The sequence below is a fragment of the Acetobacterium sp. KB-1 genome (assembly GCF_003260995.1).
Classification (GTDB): domain Bacteria; phylum Bacillota; class Clostridia; order Eubacteriales; family Eubacteriaceae; genus Acetobacterium; species Acetobacterium carbinolicum.
This window is the reverse complement of record NZ_CP030040.1, coordinates 2,606,811-2,623,824: the sequence shown is the minus strand read 5'-3', so window position 1 is coordinate 2,623,824 and position 17,014 is coordinate 2,606,811. Positions and strand designations below refer to the sequence as shown.

General features: G+C 43.8%; 17 protein-coding genes. 15 read left to right on the top strand and 2 right to left on the bottom strand.

Annotated elements, in window-relative coordinates; translation table 11 throughout:
- Positions 1-5 precede the first annotated feature (5 nt).
- Both DOZ58_RS12100 and ribE read left to right on the top strand, forming a co-directional pair.
- On the top strand, positions 6-1,208 hold the full coding sequence (locus DOZ58_RS12100) for a bifunctional 3,4-dihydroxy-2-butanone-4-phosphate synthase/GTP cyclohydrolase II (protein WP_111888517.1): 1,203 nt from the start codon (positions 6-8) through the stop codon (positions 1,206-1,208).
- A gap of 171 nt (positions 1,209-1,379) precedes the next feature.
- On the top strand, positions 1,380-1,847 hold the full coding sequence (ribE, locus tag DOZ58_RS12095; protein ID WP_111888516.1) for a 6,7-dimethyl-8-ribityllumazine synthase: 468 nt from the start codon (positions 1,380-1,382) through the stop codon (positions 1,845-1,847).
- A gap of 45 nt (positions 1,848-1,892) precedes the next feature.
- On the opposite strand, the gene DOZ58_RS12090 is transcribed toward ribE, so the two are convergent.
- On the bottom strand, positions 1,893-2,522 hold the full coding sequence (locus tag DOZ58_RS12090) for a DUF975 family protein (RefSeq protein ID WP_111888515.1): 630 nt from the start codon (positions 2,520-2,522) through the stop codon (positions 1,893-1,895).
- 83 nt (positions 2,523-2,605) lie between these two features.
- A complete protein-coding gene (locus tag DOZ58_RS12085) occupies positions 2,606-2,980 on the bottom strand; it encodes a hypothetical protein (RefSeq protein WP_111888514.1) in 375 nt (124 codons plus the stop codon).
- A gap of 109 nt (positions 2,981-3,089) precedes the next feature.
- Here DOZ58_RS12085 and DOZ58_RS12080 point away from each other — a divergent pair, with 109 nt between their 5' ends.
- From DOZ58_RS12080 to DOZ58_RS12020, 13 genes are all read left to right on the top strand, one after another.
- Entirely contained in the window at positions 3,090-3,350 is a 261-nt protein-coding gene (locus DOZ58_RS12080; RefSeq protein ID WP_242988493.1) for a DUF1653 domain-containing protein, read from the top strand.
- Positions 3,340-4,605, top strand: a complete 1,266-nt coding sequence (locus tag DOZ58_RS12075) for a Sapep family Mn(2+)-dependent dipeptidase (RefSeq protein WP_111888513.1) — start codon at positions 3,340-3,342, stop codon at positions 4,603-4,605. Before DOZ58_RS12080 ends, DOZ58_RS12075 begins: the two co-directional genes overlap by 11 nt.
- A gap of 55 nt (positions 4,606-4,660) precedes the next feature.
- Positions 4,661-5,926 carry a Sapep family Mn(2+)-dependent dipeptidase gene (locus DOZ58_RS12070; protein ID WP_111888512.1) on the top strand — a complete coding sequence of 422 codons (1,266 nt, stop codon included), beginning with the start codon at positions 4,661-4,663 and terminating at the stop codon, positions 5,924-5,926.
- Between the two features lie 316 nt (positions 5,927-6,242).
- Positions 6,243-6,929, top strand: coding sequence for a class I SAM-dependent methyltransferase (locus tag DOZ58_RS12065; protein ID WP_111888511.1), 687 nt, complete (start codon positions 6,243-6,245; stop codon positions 6,927-6,929).
- 37 nt (positions 6,930-6,966) lie between these two features.
- On the top strand, positions 6,967-7,986 hold the full coding sequence (locus DOZ58_RS12060) for an ABC transporter permease (protein WP_111888510.1): 1,020 nt from the start codon (positions 6,967-6,969) through the stop codon (positions 7,984-7,986).
- Positions 7,953-8,858 carry an ABC transporter permease gene (locus tag DOZ58_RS12055; protein ID WP_111888509.1) on the top strand — a complete coding sequence of 302 codons (906 nt, stop codon included), beginning with the start codon at positions 7,953-7,955 and terminating at the stop codon, positions 8,856-8,858. Before DOZ58_RS12060 ends, DOZ58_RS12055 begins: the two co-directional genes overlap by 34 nt.
- A gap of 42 nt (positions 8,859-8,900) precedes the next feature.
- On the top strand, positions 8,901-10,487 hold the full coding sequence (locus DOZ58_RS12050) for an ABC transporter substrate-binding protein (RefSeq protein ID WP_111888508.1): 1,587 nt from the start codon (positions 8,901-8,903) through the stop codon (positions 10,485-10,487).
- Positions 10,488-10,580: 93 nt separating this feature from the next.
- Positions 10,581-11,600: an ABC transporter ATP-binding protein gene (locus tag DOZ58_RS12045; RefSeq protein WP_111888507.1), complete on the top strand. Its 1,020-nt coding sequence runs from the start codon at positions 10,581-10,583 to the stop codon at positions 11,598-11,600.
- Positions 11,597-12,520 (top strand): ATP-binding cassette domain-containing protein, encoded by a 924-nt coding sequence (locus tag DOZ58_RS12040; protein ID WP_242988492.1) that lies wholly within the window; start codon positions 11,597-11,599, stop codon positions 12,518-12,520. Before DOZ58_RS12045 ends, DOZ58_RS12040 begins: the two co-directional genes overlap by 4 nt.
- A gap of 309 nt (positions 12,521-12,829) precedes the next feature.
- Positions 12,830-13,768 carry a glycosyltransferase family 2 protein gene (locus tag DOZ58_RS12035; RefSeq protein WP_204355402.1) on the top strand — a complete coding sequence of 313 codons (939 nt, stop codon included), beginning with the start codon at positions 12,830-12,832 and terminating at the stop codon, positions 13,766-13,768.
- A complete protein-coding gene (locus tag DOZ58_RS12030; RefSeq protein ID WP_111888506.1) occupies positions 13,769-15,256 on the top strand; it encodes a hypothetical protein in 1,488 nt (495 codons plus the stop codon). It abuts the gene before it with no gap.
- 104 nt (positions 15,257-15,360) lie between these two features.
- Complete coding sequence (locus tag DOZ58_RS12025; protein ID WP_111888505.1) at positions 15,361-16,338, top strand: biotin--[acetyl-CoA-carboxylase] ligase; 978 nt, start codon at positions 15,361-15,363, stop codon at positions 16,336-16,338.
- Positions 16,339-16,424: 86 nt separating this feature from the next.
- A complete protein-coding gene (locus DOZ58_RS12020) occupies positions 16,425-17,009 on the top strand; it encodes a biotin transporter BioY (protein ID WP_242988491.1) in 585 nt (194 codons plus the stop codon).
- The last annotated feature ends 5 nt before the right edge of the window (positions 17,010-17,014 follow it).

Genomic DNA, 17,014 nt, shown 5'->3' with positions numbered 1-17,014 from the left:
GTACTATGTTTAAATTTAACACGATTGAAGAAGCACTAGAAGATTTACGAGCGGGCAAGATTATCATCGTTACCGACGATGACGACCGGGAGAATGAAGGCGACTTTGTCTGTGCGGCTGAATTTGCCACGACCGAAAACGTCAACTTTATGGCCGTTTATGGAAAAGGGCTGATTTGTATGCCGATGAGCGAAAAACTGGTGCAAAAATTAGCCGTTCCCCAAATGGTGATGGAGAATACCGATAACCACGGTACCGCCTTCACCGTGTCAATTGACCATGTCGATACCACCACCGGTATTTCCGCGGCAGAACGTTCCGTCACCGCCATCAAGTGTGTTGATGAGAATGCCAGACCGGAAGATTTTAGGCGGCCCGGACATATGTTTCCACTGGTGGCCCGGGAAAACGGGGTTCTGGAGCGAAATGGCCATACTGAGGCGACGGTCGATCTGGTCAAACTGGCCGGGCTGAAAGAATGTGGCCTGTGCTGCGAAATTATGCGAGACGACGGCACCATGATGCGCACCCCGGAGCTGATCGCGTTTGCCCAGACCCATCAGATGAAATTCATCACCATTAAGGATTTGCAGAACTATCGCAAACAAAATGAAAAACTGGTGGAACGGGTGACGGTCACCAAAATGCCCACCAAATACGGTGAGTTTATCGCCTATGGCTATGTCAATAAGTTAAACGGCGAGCATCATGTGGCCCTGGTAAAGGGCGATGTAAGCGGCGAAAGTCCGGTATTGTGTCGGGTCCATTCCGAATGTTTAACCGGCGACGCTTTTGGTTCGATCCGTTGTGATTGCGGCGATCAGTTTGGCGCGGCGATGACCGCCATTGAAAAAGAAGGCCGGGGCGTGCTGCTTTACATGCGTCAGGAGGGCCGGGGGATTGGTCTGATCAACAAATTAAAAGCTTATGCCCTTCAGGATCTGGGCATGGATACGGTTCAGGCTAATATTGAACTGGGATTTCCGGAAGACCTGCGGGAATATTATATCGGCGCTCAGATTTTAAGCGATTTGGGCATAAAAAAGCTGCGGCTGCTAACCAATAATCCTAAAAAAATGGACGGTTTGTCAGAATTTGGGCTGGAAATGGTCGAGCGGGTTCCCATCCAAATGGAAGCATCCAGCCACGACCTGTTTTATTTAAAAACCAAACAGGAAAAAATGGGCCATATTTTAAATTATAACTAAAACCTAGTGATAAACTGCCGTACCGACCAATTGTTAATCTGTTGTTTGCTGCAGACTCGGACAGGCTTGGGCCGTGTCCGCTCTGATGCAAACAACATGATGTAACAATTGTCGGTACTAGGTTATCGTTTTGAAAGTTAGATAACAAAAATTATTATAGAGGAGAATATAATGAATGTATATGAAGGTAAGTTAGTATCAAAGGGAATTAAAGTGGGGATTGTGGTGGCGCGGTTTAATGAGTTTATTGGTTCTAAGTTGTTGGGCGGAGCCATTGATGGCTTGAAGCGTCACGATGTGAAGGAAGAAGACATCGATGTGGCTTGGGTACCGGGAGCCTTTGAGATTCCCCTGATTGCAGCCAAAATGGCTAAGTCAAAAAAGTATGATGCCGTTATTTGTCTGGGGGCAGTAATCCGCGGTTCCACTACCCACTATGACTATGTCTGCAGCGAGGTGTCAAAGGGCGTGGCCCATGTTTCGTTGCAGTCAGAAATCCCGGTGATCTTCGGGGTGCTGACCACTGAAAACATTGAACAGGCCATAGAGCGGGCCGGAACCAAGGCTGGCAATAAGGGCTATGATTGTGCCCTGACAGCCATTGAAATGGTTAATCTGATTAACGAAATAGCAAATTAAAAAAGAAGGGGCAGGAAAATTCTGCCCCCCCTTTTTAGATAAGTTTTAAATGAGTTCATCCAGGCTGACGACGCCGTTTTGAAGTGCTAATTCTTTAAGATCTTCATATTGTCCAGCCATGCTGGTAAAGAAGTAGGGGTTCACATAGAAGATACCAAGAATACCAAAGGTAAATCCGTTAAGGATAAACCATCCCAGGAAGCTGAGTGACATCACAAAAATATCGCCCTTATGCCCCTCGGTCATTCGCATCGAAATTTTAACGGCCTCAGTAGCCGGTACATTGGGGTATTCGGCCAAAATATAAGGTGTAAAACTATAAGCGAGGGACTTTATAATACCGGGTATAACAAAAAGCAAAGACCAGAGAAAAACAAATAATTCCATCCAGAGCATGCCACCAAGTTTCCGTCCAAAATCAGAGAAACCGGTTTTAAACATGTCTTCAAGGGTTGGAGCGGGGAGTTCGCCGCGGTAAATCCAAAGTGAAAAAAACTGTAGACCGACCATCATGGGCCCCCAGATAATCAGACCACCTAATCCTCCAATAAAGGAAGTGATGGCGGAAGCCGCACCAATAACAACCAATGCCAATATGGTTGCGCCAACACAGATCCAGTAATTCTCAGAAAAGTTCTGCTTGGCGATGGCTTTAATTTCTTGTCTCGTTTTCATAAAATCTCCTTTAATATTTATTTTATATAAACAATAAAAATGCGAACAAAAATTATTAAGGCACCTTTATTGGAATTTAAATATCAGGATTCCCAGGTAACGAAATAAACGCCGTCCGCTCTTTTTTGACCCTTACCGAGTTCAGCGTGTCTTAAAACGCTGAGATCAGCACTGACTTCTTCGGCTGTCAGACCAAATTTTTCGACAAACTGGGGAATGGTGACCCCGTTGTTGGCAACGATGTATTCATAAAATTCTTTTTGACGGGGGGTCAGGCCCTGGGTTCCGGTGTGGCCGGATCGTTGTCGATCAAGTTTGGCACTGAGAACGGCACTGGGATCGCAGGTTTGAACCAGTTTATGCTGACCTAAGGCGCAGTCATCACAAAAAATCTTACCTTTTACTTCGTAGATATCATCCTCTTTAAGTTCAATTCCGCAGGAAAAACATTTTTGCATAAGAAACTCCTTTATCCATAAAATTTGATTTCAGCTTAAGAAAATTTTGGTATTCTCTTAAGAATCTTTGTATATAATATCACGATTTACGAGAAGAAGAAAGTGAAAGTTGAGTGATCTAGTAGTGAAACAAGATATTATCAAACCCGGACGTTATCGACATTATAAGGGCAATGAATATGAAGTCATCGGAGTTGGAACCCATAGTGAAACATTAGAAACCCTGGTGATTTACCGGCCCTTGTATGGGGAAGGTGGACTTTGGGTTCGGCCAGTCACGATGTGGGACGAAATCATTGAAAAAGATGGCGTCATCATGAAACGTTTTGAATACATTGGAGAGGCATCATTAAAAAAAGATGAACGATAAACTAAAAGTTAAAGACCTGTTAAACGACCTGAAAGGGTTGCTACAAATCGATTCGACCAATGCCGATGCCGGACCTGTTATACCAGAGGCACCCCTAGGCATTGGCATTAACGCGGCAATCAACTATGTGTTAAATCTGGGCGAGCGCTTTGGCTTTAAAACCAAAAACTGTGACGGCTATTGCGGTTACATCGAAATGGGTCAGGGTGAAGAAATGATTGGCATTCTGACCCATGTGGACACGGTGCCGGTGGGGGATGGCTGGTCCGTTAATCCCTTTGATCTGACCATTGACGGCGATAAGGCCTATGGCCGGGGAACCATTGACAATAAGGGCCCCACCCTGGTGGCGCTTTATGCCATGAAGGCTTTGGCAGATAGTGGAGCACTTTTGAATAAACGGGTTCGTCTGATAATCGGTGGTGATGAAGAAGGTGAACAGTGGCATTGTATGAACCGCTATAAGGCCACCGAAGAAGCGCCGACTTATGCTTTTTCACCGGATTCCGGGTACCCGGCCATCTTTGCTGAAAAAGGCATTCTGAATGTCTGTATCAAAAAAAATCTGGAGCCCACCACTTACAACCTGGGCTTTTTTAGCGGTAATCAGATCAACACCGTTCCCGATTATGCCAAGGCCATTGTCAGTGATGCCGTTTATGAAAGCATCGGTAAGCCAGCTCATGCATCTCAGCCCCATGAGGGGGTTAATGCGATGTTTTTATTGGCCAGTGAGTTAAGAGTGCTGGGGTTGGAGCACCCCTTTCTGGATCTTATCGACATCGCCACCTCCGAAGGACTGAATATCGATTTTGAAGATGAAATTTCCGGGAAACTCACCATCAATCCATCGATTGCCAAGGTTAATCAGGACAAGGCGGTGCTAAAGTGCGATATCCGTTATCCGGTCACCATGAAGGGAGCGGACATCCGGGACCACATTGAAAGAGCCGTTACCCCTCTGGGTTTTACCGTTAACATCAATTATGATCTGCCACCGCTCCATATTGAGAAAGAAAGTTATCTCATTGATGCGCTTCAAAAAATTTATGAAGACTATACCGGCGATACCACCGGTCCCAAGGTCATCGGCGGGGGAACTTACGCCCGGGCCTTTGATAATGCCGTGGCCTTTGGGGGACGATTCCCCGAGGAACCCAACACCTGTCATCAGACCGATGAGTACTGGAGTATTAAAAGCATGAAGAAGAATTTTGATATTATCACCAAAGCGCTGGAAAGTCTGGTACAATAATAGCAGGGTGGCCATGCGGTAACCCTAAATCGTAGCGATAGAAATGGGGAAAAAGATGACCATTCATTTTGATAAACAAGCAGTCTTAGAGGCCTTGCGAGGCCTGTTACAAATAAAGTCGGTGAACGCCAACGCTGGAGCGACCACTTCAGAAGCGCCCTTGGGAACTGGGATCAATGCGGCCATTAATTACGTTCTGGAGTTAGGTAAAAGTTTCGGTTTGACCACTAAAAACTGTGATGGCTATTGCGGTTACGTGGAATTTGGCGAAGGGCCAGAAATGGTGGCGGCCATCACACATGTTGATACGGTCGAAGTGGGTGACGACTGGACCGTGCTGCCCTTTGACTTAACCATTGATGGCGATAAAATTTATGGCCGGGGGGTGCTGGACGATAAAGGACCTACCATTGTCTCTCTGTTTGCCTTAAAAGCCCTGAAAGAGGCCAAGGTACCGATTAATAAACGGATTCGCCTGATTATTGGCGGTGATGAAGAAGGCGGCAACTGGGCCTGTATGAAACGCTACAAAGAAACTGAAGAGATCCCCACCTACGCCTTTTCGCCGGATTCCGGTTTCCCGGTTATTTTTGCGGAAAAGGGCATCATGAATGTGATTCTTAAAAAAGAATTGGATAATGGCACACCCGTACTAAACTTAAGTAGTGGTAAACAGATCAATTCGGTTCCGGATTATGCTAAAGCGACTTACAACGGCCAGACCTACGAAGCCAGGGGCAAATCCGCCCATGCTTCTGAGCCACAAAAGGGTGACAACGCTCTGATAAAACTGGCAGACGAATTACGGGCGGCGGGTATAAAGCATCCGATTCTGGAGCTGCTTAAGCGGGCGACCCCGGCAGGTTTTGGGATTAACCTTTCTGATGCGGTATCCGGGGATCTGACCCTTAATCCGGCTATCGCCTTTGTAGATGAGAATATCGCCGTGCTTCGATGTGATATCCGCTACCCGGTGACCATAAAGAGCAGCGAGCTCTGTAAAACCATCCTGAAAGCCATCGAAGAGCTGGGCTTTTCTCTGGAAATGGATCATGAAACCCTACCTCTGCATGTCGATCAGGAAAGTTTTCTGGTCACATCGCTGCAAAAAGTATATGCCGACTACACTGGCGATACCAGCGGTCCGATTGTCTCGGGCGGCGGAACCTATGCTCGGGCCTTTGATAACGCCGTGGCCTTTGGCGGCGTTTTTCCCGGTGAAACCAACACCTGTCATCAGACCGATGAGTCCTGGAGCATTGACAGCATGGCGAAGAACTTTGATATTATTGTGAAGGCTTTGGAAGTGCTGGCGCAATAGAAGTAAGTCTAATTCCTAAAAGAGAATCGCGGGAATCAGATGACTCAAAAAAACAATATTGATTGTTGTGATAAAGGATAAAGTGAAGCGATGATATGATTATCTAAATTCACTTTTATTAAAATAATGATTGACAAATCGATTTCACTGGAATAACATATCTACAGGTATATACTGCCAAAAATAAAAATAGTGAAAGACTTGTCTGAAAACTTATTTTAAAATTTAATCAATTAATTTAGCCATGAAGGTTGAGTGTTCTATCGTAGATAGAAATCAATTTTCGTGGCTTTGTTTTTTTTGAAAGGGGTTAAAAATGGAAGTAGTTGGAGTAATAAAAAAAATTGAAGCGTACTGGGACAAGCGTTCTGATTCGTTTGATGCTGATCATGATACGGAGGATTTGCAGGCATGGATGGAGGCGCTTAACAATCTTTTAGGGACGAATCAGAACAAAAATGTTCTGGATCTGGGAACCGGAACCGGATTTCTGGCAAATATGACGGCAAAGCTGGGTCATTCAACCATCGGGATTGATATATCAAGAGAGATGATGAATTATGCAGTTAAGCATGCAAAAACAGCAGCGTCGGATGCTGTTTTTATGGAAGGGAGCGTTTTAGAGCTGCCCTTTATGAACGAAACCATTGATTTTATTATCAATTCCCGGCTGATCTGGACACTGGTTGAACCGGATCTGGCAATCAGAGAATGGCTGCGAATTTTGAAACCAGGGGGAAAAATTATGTGTTTTAACCGGATGAAGGAGGGCGTTGGACTAAATATTGGCAAGGTTAATATTTATGAAGATGAAGAAGTGGATAACCATCTGGTAGTAAAGAGCGCTCGCATGGAAGAACTGAAAGAGCTTTTGGAAAGAAACGGTCTTGTTGAAGTGCAGATACAGAAGTTACCGGGTTTGACCCGTCCGGGATATGATTATGATCCATGGTTTGTTCTGATGGGAACAAAGGTATCAGAAACGGGTGTGCTGATTTCATGAAGGACGCAATTAAATCCATAAGTGGGGAGTGTGAGGATTGAACAGCAAATCGATATTAATTGAGAAAATAGTCAAACGAACCTTATGGTTTTTGCTTTCGATGCTGCTTTTATCAATTGTGGTTTTCTACTTTGCCCGTCTGGCTCCAGGTGATCCGCTACAATCATATTATGGCGATGCAGTCGAGTCGATGACATCCTCTGAACTGGATGCTGCAAGAGAACGATTGGGATTGGATGGTTCCATCGCACTCCAATATGTTAAATGGATCAGCAATGCTGTGCAAGGTGATTTTGGGATGTCGTTAAAATACAAAATGCCAGCATTGGCTGTGATTGCCCCGTTAATCGGAAATACCCTGATTCTGGGGGGCACTGCCTATATCCTGGTATTTGTGCTGGCAACGATTTTGGCATTATTTTGTGCTATGCATGAAGACACCTGGATTGACCGGATTATCTGTAAGGTGGGAACGGCGGCTTATTATATCCCGTCATTCTGGCTGGGAGTTGTATTGGTATTGATTTTTAGCATCAATCTGGGATGGCTTCCCAGTAGTGGCGCTTATGATATTGGTAAATCGGACGATCTTTTTAACCGCATCCAGCATATGATTTTGCCCCTAACAGTAATGATACTTAGTCATCTCTGGTATTACGCCTATATGATCCGAAACAAATTGCTGGATGAAATCCGAAAAGAATATGTGCTGCTGGCTAAATCAAAAGGATGTACGAAGTCGGAGATCGTTTTGAAACACTGTTTTCGAAATGTGGCACCAACCATTGTCAGCATTATGGCGATTTCCATTCCCCATGTTCTCAGTGGGACCTTTATTGCCGAAGCCGTGTTTAATTATCCGGGGATTGGAGCGCTGTCGGTTACCAGTGCCAAGTATCATGATTACAATTTACTGATGTTAATTGTTCTCATTACCGGCATTATGGTTGTTTCCAGCAGTATTATTGCCCAGTTTATCAATGAAGCCATCGATCCCAGAATGAAATTAACGGAGGTGAGCACATGGCAGGAAACGCCACAGACCCCTTTGTCCTAGTCGGGACGAATTACAAAACATACGAATCGGCAGAGAAAAGGATTTCCTTCTGGCAACGGATAAAAGGGATGCCGATCCTGTCAATGGTTATTCTTGGGATTATCATTCTGGGCTGTGTTTTTGCGGAACAGGTTTATAATCATGATCCGACCGGTTTTTATCTACAAAATCTTAATCAACCGCCAAACTCAGAATTTTATTTTGGCACCGATTCCCTGGGAAGAGATATCTATTCGATGATCTGGTATGGCGGTCGGGTATCCATTCTGATCGGTTTATTGGGGATGGCGATTATTACCGTGATTGGTGTTATCTATGGCTGTGTCAGCGGAACCGCTAATTCCCGGGTTGATTCAATCATGATGCGAATTCCCGAGCTGATCAACAGTATTCCCAACCTACTGTTGATTTTATTGCTGACATCGGTCATGGGAACCCAGAATATTGTCAAAATATCATTTGTCATTGGGGTGACCGGATGGTGTGGTCTGGCAAGAATTGTCCGGAGCGAAGTCAGACAGATCCGCAGTAGTGAGTATGTCCTGGCGGCGCAATGTATGGGGAGTGGCTTTTTTCATATTATGATAAAACACCTGATTCCCAATTTTATCTCCACCATTATGTTTGTGGTCGTCTCCAGTATTGGACTCAGCATCTCCATGGAATCCACGCTCAGCTTTCTGGGTTTGGGGTTGCCCGTTGATGTCGTTTCCTGGGGCAGTATGCTGTCTCTGGCAAATAAGGCGTTGCTGTCAAATTCATGGTGGGTCATTATCTTTCCAGGCGTATTTCTGATTACCACCCTGGTGTGTGTTACCAATATTGCATATTATTTTAGAAAAGAAACAAATAAACGAGAAAGTTATCTCTGATTTTTGAGATAGCGTTTAGATAATTTTAGAGGAGAAAAGTTTATGAGGGTAAAGAAAAAGATTGTTAAATTATTGGCAGGGGTACTTTGTTTAAGCACCATGGTAAGTTTTACCGGTTGCTCGTCAGCATCGGCTGATAAAAAATCATCGACTGGGTCGGATTTGTCAAATACCCTGGTATACGCTGGGGAAACCGCAGATTCCATTAACCCGATTATTAATGAGGGCAGTGAATTGGTTGGGATCATTTTCTCAGGTTTGATGAAGTATGATGCATCAGGCAAGCCAATCATCGATTTGGCTGAAAGTTATACCTATGATGAGGGTTCATTAACATATACCTTTAAATTGCGGAAAGGGGTGAAATGGCATGATGGCCAACCGTTAACAGCACAGGATGTCGTTTTCACCTACGATAAGCTGACAAAAGATACCACCTTATCGGCCAGTGTATTAAGTAACTATACCGACATTACCAGCGTGACGGCAATTGATGACAACACCGTGGTGATTACGCTTTCCCAATTCAACGCCGCCATGCTGGATAATTTTACCATTGGAATTGCGCCGAAACATTTATTGGATGGTCAGGATTTGACCACCGCATCCTTTAATCAGGCGCCTGTGGGAACCGGTCGCTATAAATTTGTCGAGTGGGATAAAACTGGGGGAACCATCACCCTGGAAAAGAATGCCGATTATTACGATAAGGTGCCAAATATCGATCGGGTGGTTTATAAAACCGTTGCGGTAGAAAATACTAAAGCATTGATGCTTGAATCCGGTGAAGCCGATCTAGCCTGGCTGAACGCAAACTATGCAGAAAAATTCCGAGGCAAAGATGGTTATCAAAATATTGATTTTACAACCGCCGACTATCGGGCGATTTCAGTGGATAACCGAACCGATTTCTGGATAAAAAACAAGGATTCTGTTGGGGTTCTCAACGATGCAATTGATAAAGAGTCCGTGGTTAAGAGTGTGCTCAATAATCAGGGAAGCTCTGCATACAGCCCGATTCAGTTAAATGCCTTTGGTGGAAATACTGCCGCTGATATTTATACATTTGATCTGAATAAATTTGCCCAGGAAATGCAGGCATTAGGCTGGACAAAAGGCGCTGATGGCATTTATGAACGAAATGGGGAAAGATTCCATTTTACCATTCAAGTTCGGGATTATGAAGAAGAACGAATTGACATTGCCAACATTGTTTCAAAACAGCTAAAAGAAGCCGGTGTGGATATGGAAATTGTTCTGGTTACAAAATTTGACTGGAAATCTGGATACAATGGATTCTTATCAGGCTACGCTGTTGAATTTGATCCAGATGCACTTTATGCCCAATTTACCACCGCTGGTAGTTCCAACACCATGAAATACTCAAACCCTGTCGTGGACGATTTATTGACAAAGGCCAGACATGAGAAAGATGTCGCGGCCAGAAAAGATTTATATGGCCAATTTGAAGTAGCGTTCGCAAAACAACCGGCCTCAGTACTGATTGCCTATCTGGATGGAAATTATGTCAGTATCAGTGGACTTGAAGGGCTCAATACCGATCGCGTTCTTGGTCATCATGCCGTTGGTGTGATGTGGAATATTGAAGATTGGACGCTTAACAAATAATAAGCGCAGAAGTAAAAGGCTGTAAGGCATTCTTTGTTTGCCGGATGTTTAGTTGAGCATCCGGCATCTATCGATAGAATAGGAGGGCAATAGATGGAGGAACCGATTTTACAATTGAAAAATTTATCAGTGAGTTTTGATACGAAAAATGGTGAGGTTGAAGCGGTTAGAGATGTCAGTCTGACACTGAAAAAAGGCGAAATATTAGCCATTGTTGGAGAATCCGGCTGTGGAAAAACGGTGATGAGCCAAGCCGTTCTAAAACTGCTACCGAAAACATCCAGAATCAAACAAGGGCAAATCATTGTCGAAGGCGAAGACATTACCGACTATAAGGAAAAGGAAATGAGAAAACTGCGAGGTGGTGTTATGTCGATGGTTTTTCAGGATCCAATGACCACCCTCAACCCGACAATTCCGATTGGTAAGCAGATAACAGAGGCTATTGTTAAACACAATAAAGTCAGTAAGGAAGAGGCAAAAAAACGGGGAATCGAAATGCTCAATTTGGTGGGGATTAACAGAGAGGAAGAGATGTTTTCGTTGCAGCCACACTTTTTTTCTGGCGGAATGAGACAGCGTTGTGTACTGGCAATCGCCTTGGCATCAAATCCCCAAATTCTGTTTGCCGATGAAGCAACCACTGCGCTTGACGTAACGGTTCAGGCAAAAATATTAGATTTACTGTTAGATATCCGTAATAAAACCGGGATTTCTATTGTATTTATTTCGCATGATCTGGGCGTTGTTGCCAGAATTGCCGATCGCGTGGCAGTAATGTACGCCGGAAAAATTGTGGAGATTGGAACCGCAGAAGATATATTTTATAACCCCAGACATCCCTATGTATGGGGACTGATGTCGGCTTTGCCGGCACTGACTAAGGCGGGTGATTCGTTGGCCACCATTCCCGGAACCCCACCGATTATGCTAAATCCACCCCCAGGCGATGCGTTTGCGATACGAAATCGATATGCTCTCGCCATTGATTATGAAGAAATGCCCCCGATGTATGAAGTCTCACCCACCCATTATGTGGCGACATGGTTGATGGATGAAAAAGCACCCAAAATTAAACCACCAATTTCATTGAAAAGGATGGAAAAAGAATGATGAACTCAGAGTCGATTTTAAGTGTTTCAAATCTGCAGCAGCATTTTCAGATCAATAAAGATTTAACAATTAAAGCCGTCAATGGCGTCGATTTTGAGGTAAAAAAAGGCGAAGTGGTTGGTTTAGTTGGTGAAACGGGATCGGGTAAATCGACAGTTGCCCGAACCATCATGGGTATTTATCCGGCAACAGCGGGCGAAGTCTATTTTAAAGGAAATCTGATTTCGGACAAGGGGGTGTATCGAAAAAACAAAGGCGATATTAACAAAAATATGCAGATTATCTTTCAGGATTCAGCAGCAGCACTTAACCCCAGAATGACAATTGAAGAAATTATAACGGAACCAATTGTTGTAAATAAATTGCTGCAAGACAAAAATAAAATTCAGGAAAAATTGGACACCCTTTTAATGGAAGTGGGACTAGATCACACCTTTAAAAAGAAATACCCAACCGAAATATCGGGTGGTCAGCGCCAGCGTGTTGCGATTGCCCGGTGTTTGAGCACAAGTCCGGATTTAATCATTGCTGACGAACCGATTGCATCACTGGATGTTTCCATACAGGCTCAAATAATCACCTTATTTCAGCGGTTGCAACGGGAGCATGGGTTTTCGTTTCTTTTGATAGCCCATGATCTTTCAATAATTAAATTTATCTGTGACAAGGTAGCAGTGATGCTCCATGGAAAGATTATGGAAATTGGACCAACAGAAGAAATTTTCACAAGACCGGCCCATCCCTATACGCAGTCCTTATTATCAGCAGTACCGGTGCCAGATCCACTTTATGAACGAAATAAAATATTAATTGATTATGATGAAAGAAGTGCGATAGAAGAAGCCGAAATGGTGGAGTTATCACCAAAACACCGTGTTTTTAATAATTTCCCCAGCCTGGTACTTCAAAAATTATATTAACCGACTGGGGTCAGTTTCAAAATCGATTATCGGCCATTATTTTTAATGGCGATAATCTTTTTTTAGTTAGAGTTCGAACAGCACTAAAAAATCTCGTCAAAGCAGTTATGATTTGGGAAAAAATCTAGAAAACACGGGCTTTTTTGATTCGTGAAGCTGATTCGTGGTATATATAAAAAATAGCAGTTAAAATCCTGTCTTGAAACCCGAGGGAAAATCAAAGACAGGATTTTATTTTTTAAAAGCATTTTTGTGTTTTGAGAGGTTTTCTGTTCTTGAGGACGTACTAAGATAATGTGAGGGTGAAGAATGATGGAGAAACAAACAATAAGTATGGTGATTCCCTGTTATTGTGAAGAAGAGGTCATTCCCCTTTTTTATGATACGCTGGTGAATGGGGTTATCACTCAGATGCCCACAGTAGATTTTGAGATTCTGTTTATTGATGATGGTTCGAAAGATAAAACCCTGCCGATTATAAAAAAGCTTAGTGAAAAGGATTGTCGCGTAAAATATGTATCTTTTTCCCGGAATTTTGGTAAAGAAGCGGCTATTTATGCTGGGTTAAGTTATGCCTCCGGGGATTATGTCGGAATTATGGACGTTGATTTGCAGGATCCACCAGCCTTAATCATGCCCATGTATGAGGCTCTAATTAATGAGGATGTTGACTGTGTGGCAGCCTGTCGGGCAAGCCGCGCCAAAGAATCCCGTATTCGTTCGTTTTTTGCCAAACGCTTTTACAAACTGATCAATCGGATGACGGGCATGGAAATTGTCGAAGGGGCACGAGATTTTAGACTGATGAAGCGTTTTGTGGTCGAAGCTGTTCTGGCGATCGGTGAGTATAATCGCTTTTCAAAGGGAATTTTTGAGTGGGTTGGTTTCAAGACAAAATGGCTGCCTTATCAGGATGTTGAGCGGGTGGCCGGAAAAACCAAGTGGTCTTTCTGGGAATTATGCCTATATTCAGTGGAAGGGATCATCGGTTTTTCAACCGCACCGTTGGCCTTTGCATCAGCCACCGGCCTACTTTTTTGTATGCTATCGTTTGTGGCCATTGTGGTGATCATTATTCGGGAAATATTATGGCATGGTTCCGCCTATGGGTGGGCTTCGCTGGTGTGTTTGATTTTTCTGATCAGTGGGATTCAGTTATTCAGCATCGGGATTTTGGGTCAATACCTGGCCAAAACGTATTTAGAAACGAAAAAACGGCCTATTTTTATTGTCAAGGAACGCAATTAAATGAAGATAGATAAAAATTCGCTTCTGGACTATGGCATTCTAGTTTTAATGGCCGTTCTTTTTCTACTGGTGTTTGCTTATGGAACCAGCCCCCTCTTTATTGATAATTATGGCATCTCAGACTCGGCGATATTCTTACTGATTGGCAAGGGCATCACCGCTGGCTACATTCCCTATGTGGATTTATTTGATCATAAGGGGCCGGTGATGTTTTTTATCGAGGCCTTGGGCTGGTCGATATGGCCTAATCGTTTTGGTAACTTTTTGGTGCAATGGTTTTTTATGGGTGTCAATCTGATTTTGATTTTTAGAATGGGGCGATTGTTTTTAGCAAAAAAGTGGTGTTGGATTCCGGTTGTTTTCTTTTTGCTGATTCTGGCCGCCACCTTTGAAGGGGGAAACTTAACCGAGGAATATAGTTTACCGTTATTATTTCTGCCGCTATACCTGGCCACAAAATATTTTAAGTTAGAACCCCTGGGAAAAGCCAAGCATCCACCAATCTATGCGCTGGTGTATGGGATCTGCTTTACGTTAATCCTCTTTATTCGCTTAAATAATAGCGTATTTATTGGTGCGATCGTCTTAGTCGTGATGATCCAATTGCTGGTGAATCAGTCGTTTCGCAATTTTTTTGATAATGCCCTGACATTTCTTAGCGGTTCGTTTTTTGTCTGTTCGTTAGTCGCCATTTATTTTTTAGCGAATCATGCTTTTGGCGATATGATTTATGGAACCTTTCTGTTTAATCTCAAATATGCTGGGGGGATGTCAGGGATATCAACACCAGAGGAATTTGTAAAATTTGGTTACGCCATTACTCCGGTGATTTTTTCCTTTAGTGTGGGGATATACTATTTGCTGAAAAAAGTTAGCAAAGAAATTGCCTGGTTATTGATCACCGGTTCGTTGATCACCTTTTTTTCACTGCTGCTGGGCGGGGTTTTCTACCATTATTTTATCTTAACGGCCCCGTGCTTTGTTTTGGCCATTATTTTACTGATTGAGCTCTATCTAAAAGATGGGAAAATGCTGATCCAGGAAAACTATCGCGTGATGCTTGTCGGGGTATTGGCGCTGCTGCTGATAACGGTGGGCAGCTACCTGAACTTTGCAGATCAGACGGTGTGGGAAATGATTGAAGAACAACCGAATAACAGCTATTATGAAGACGCCATGACGATTAAAAATTTAATCCCGGCTGACGATTTAGACAGCGTTTTAGGTTATTCGGTTCCCGCCGGATGGTTTCTAAAGGCGGATATCACACCCTGTTATAAATATTTTACGATGCAGGAATGGTGGGGGCGCTACGATCCGCAAGTGCTTGTTGATACCAATAAGCGATTAGAAAATAATCCGCCTAAATGGATTGTGTTAAACAATGATCCCCAACAAAACCAGACGCTCTATGCTGTTCTGGGGAAGAAATATGAATTAATCACAAAGGATACGGTCATTTCTTTGTACCATCTCAAAAGTGACTAAATAAAACTGATAACCAGGATAAAAAAAACGATTGTCGACCATTTAAGTAAAAGTGGTTGACAATCGCTTTTTTTTTGGTTAGAATACAGCAAGAGGTGAAAAAAATGTCGACAAAACAAAAATTATTACAAACCTTGGAAGAAAATCGCGAAACCTATCTTTCAGGAGAAGTGCTGGCCAGCACCATGGCGGTCTCCCGCTCAGCCATCTGGAAGGCCATCAAAAGCTTAAAAGAAGCGGGTTATGAAATAGAGTCCACCACCAACAAGGGCTATCGGCTAAAAAGTGAATCGGACCGAATGTCGGCGGAAGGGATACGCCCCTGGCTGTCTCCAACCAATCAGGCGCTTCCACTGATGGTCTATCAAACCCTTGGTTCCACGAATCAGGAAGCCAAGAAATTGGCACTGGAAGGGGTAAAAACGGGAACTGTTATTATTGCCGAAGAGCAAACAAAGGGACGGGGTCGAATGGGCCGTTCCTTTTATTCACCGCCCAAAAGCGGGATTTATTTAAGTCTGGTATTGCGACCCGATGTGGCCGCCCGGGATGCAGTGCTGTTAACCACCGGCGCATCGGTGGGGGTTTGTCGGGCGATTAAAAAAGTGACAGGCATTGATACCCAGATCAAGTGGGTCAATGATATTTTTATGGGCGACCGAAAAATTGTGGGGATTCTCACCGAGGCGGTGACTAACTTTGAGAACGGACAGTTCGAGTTTGTGATCATTGGCATCGGGGTGAATTTTAAACAGCCGGAAACAGCCTTGCCCAAAGAACTGAAAGACATTGTCGGGACCTTGTTTAATGAAAAACCGGATGCCCTGACCCGTAATCGGCTGGCAGCGGAAATTATCAACGAGGTCTTAACGATTTGTGACGATCTGACTAATCGGGATTTTTTAGAGGAATACAAAACCCACTCGATGGTTTTGGGAAAACAGATTAAGGTTTTTAGGAACGATGAGTGGGAAGTAGCAACCGCCCTGGACATTAGTGACGAAGGCGGATTAATTATCAAAAATCAATTTGGACAAACAGAAACCCTGAACAGCGGGGAAATTAGTATCAGAAAGATCTAGATAATTAATAGACGGTCCTGAGCTTCGCTGCCAGTTAACATCAAACAATTTTTACAGGATGGAAAATTAGAAGAGGATGGAACGAAATGATTGAAAAAAACGTGATTAATAAAAATACCCTCAGTATTAGAATACTGGTGTTGTGCGGATTATTTTCCGCATTGATTGTGGTAGGAGCGATGATTAAAGTGCCCCTGCCGGGAATACCCTTAACCCTCCAGACGATGTTTGTACTTCTGGCCGGGTTGCTGCTGGGGTCCCGAGGGGGGCTGATTGCGGTTTTAGTTTATATTTTTATGGGTCTGGTAGGGGTACCGGTATTTACCGGTGGCGGCGGCTTAATGTATGTTTTAAAACCGACCTTTGGCTATATTGTCGGCTTTGCGCTGGGGGCATTTGTTACCGGGTGGTTGGCTGAAAGAAACCCTGATCACTCAACAAAGCAGCTAATTTTGGCTGCGGTTGCAGGAACAGCGGTAATCTACGCCGTGGGATTACCATGGTATTATGTGATTCTCAATTATTATCTGAATACGCCAGTGGGAGCGGCAACGGTCATGATGTCAGGATTTGTGATGACCCTGCCAGGGGGGATAATCAAGATTGCGCTCAGCGTACTACTGGCCAAACGACTGGCACCGGTGATTGGGCGAGGGATGCTCACAAAATGATTTTG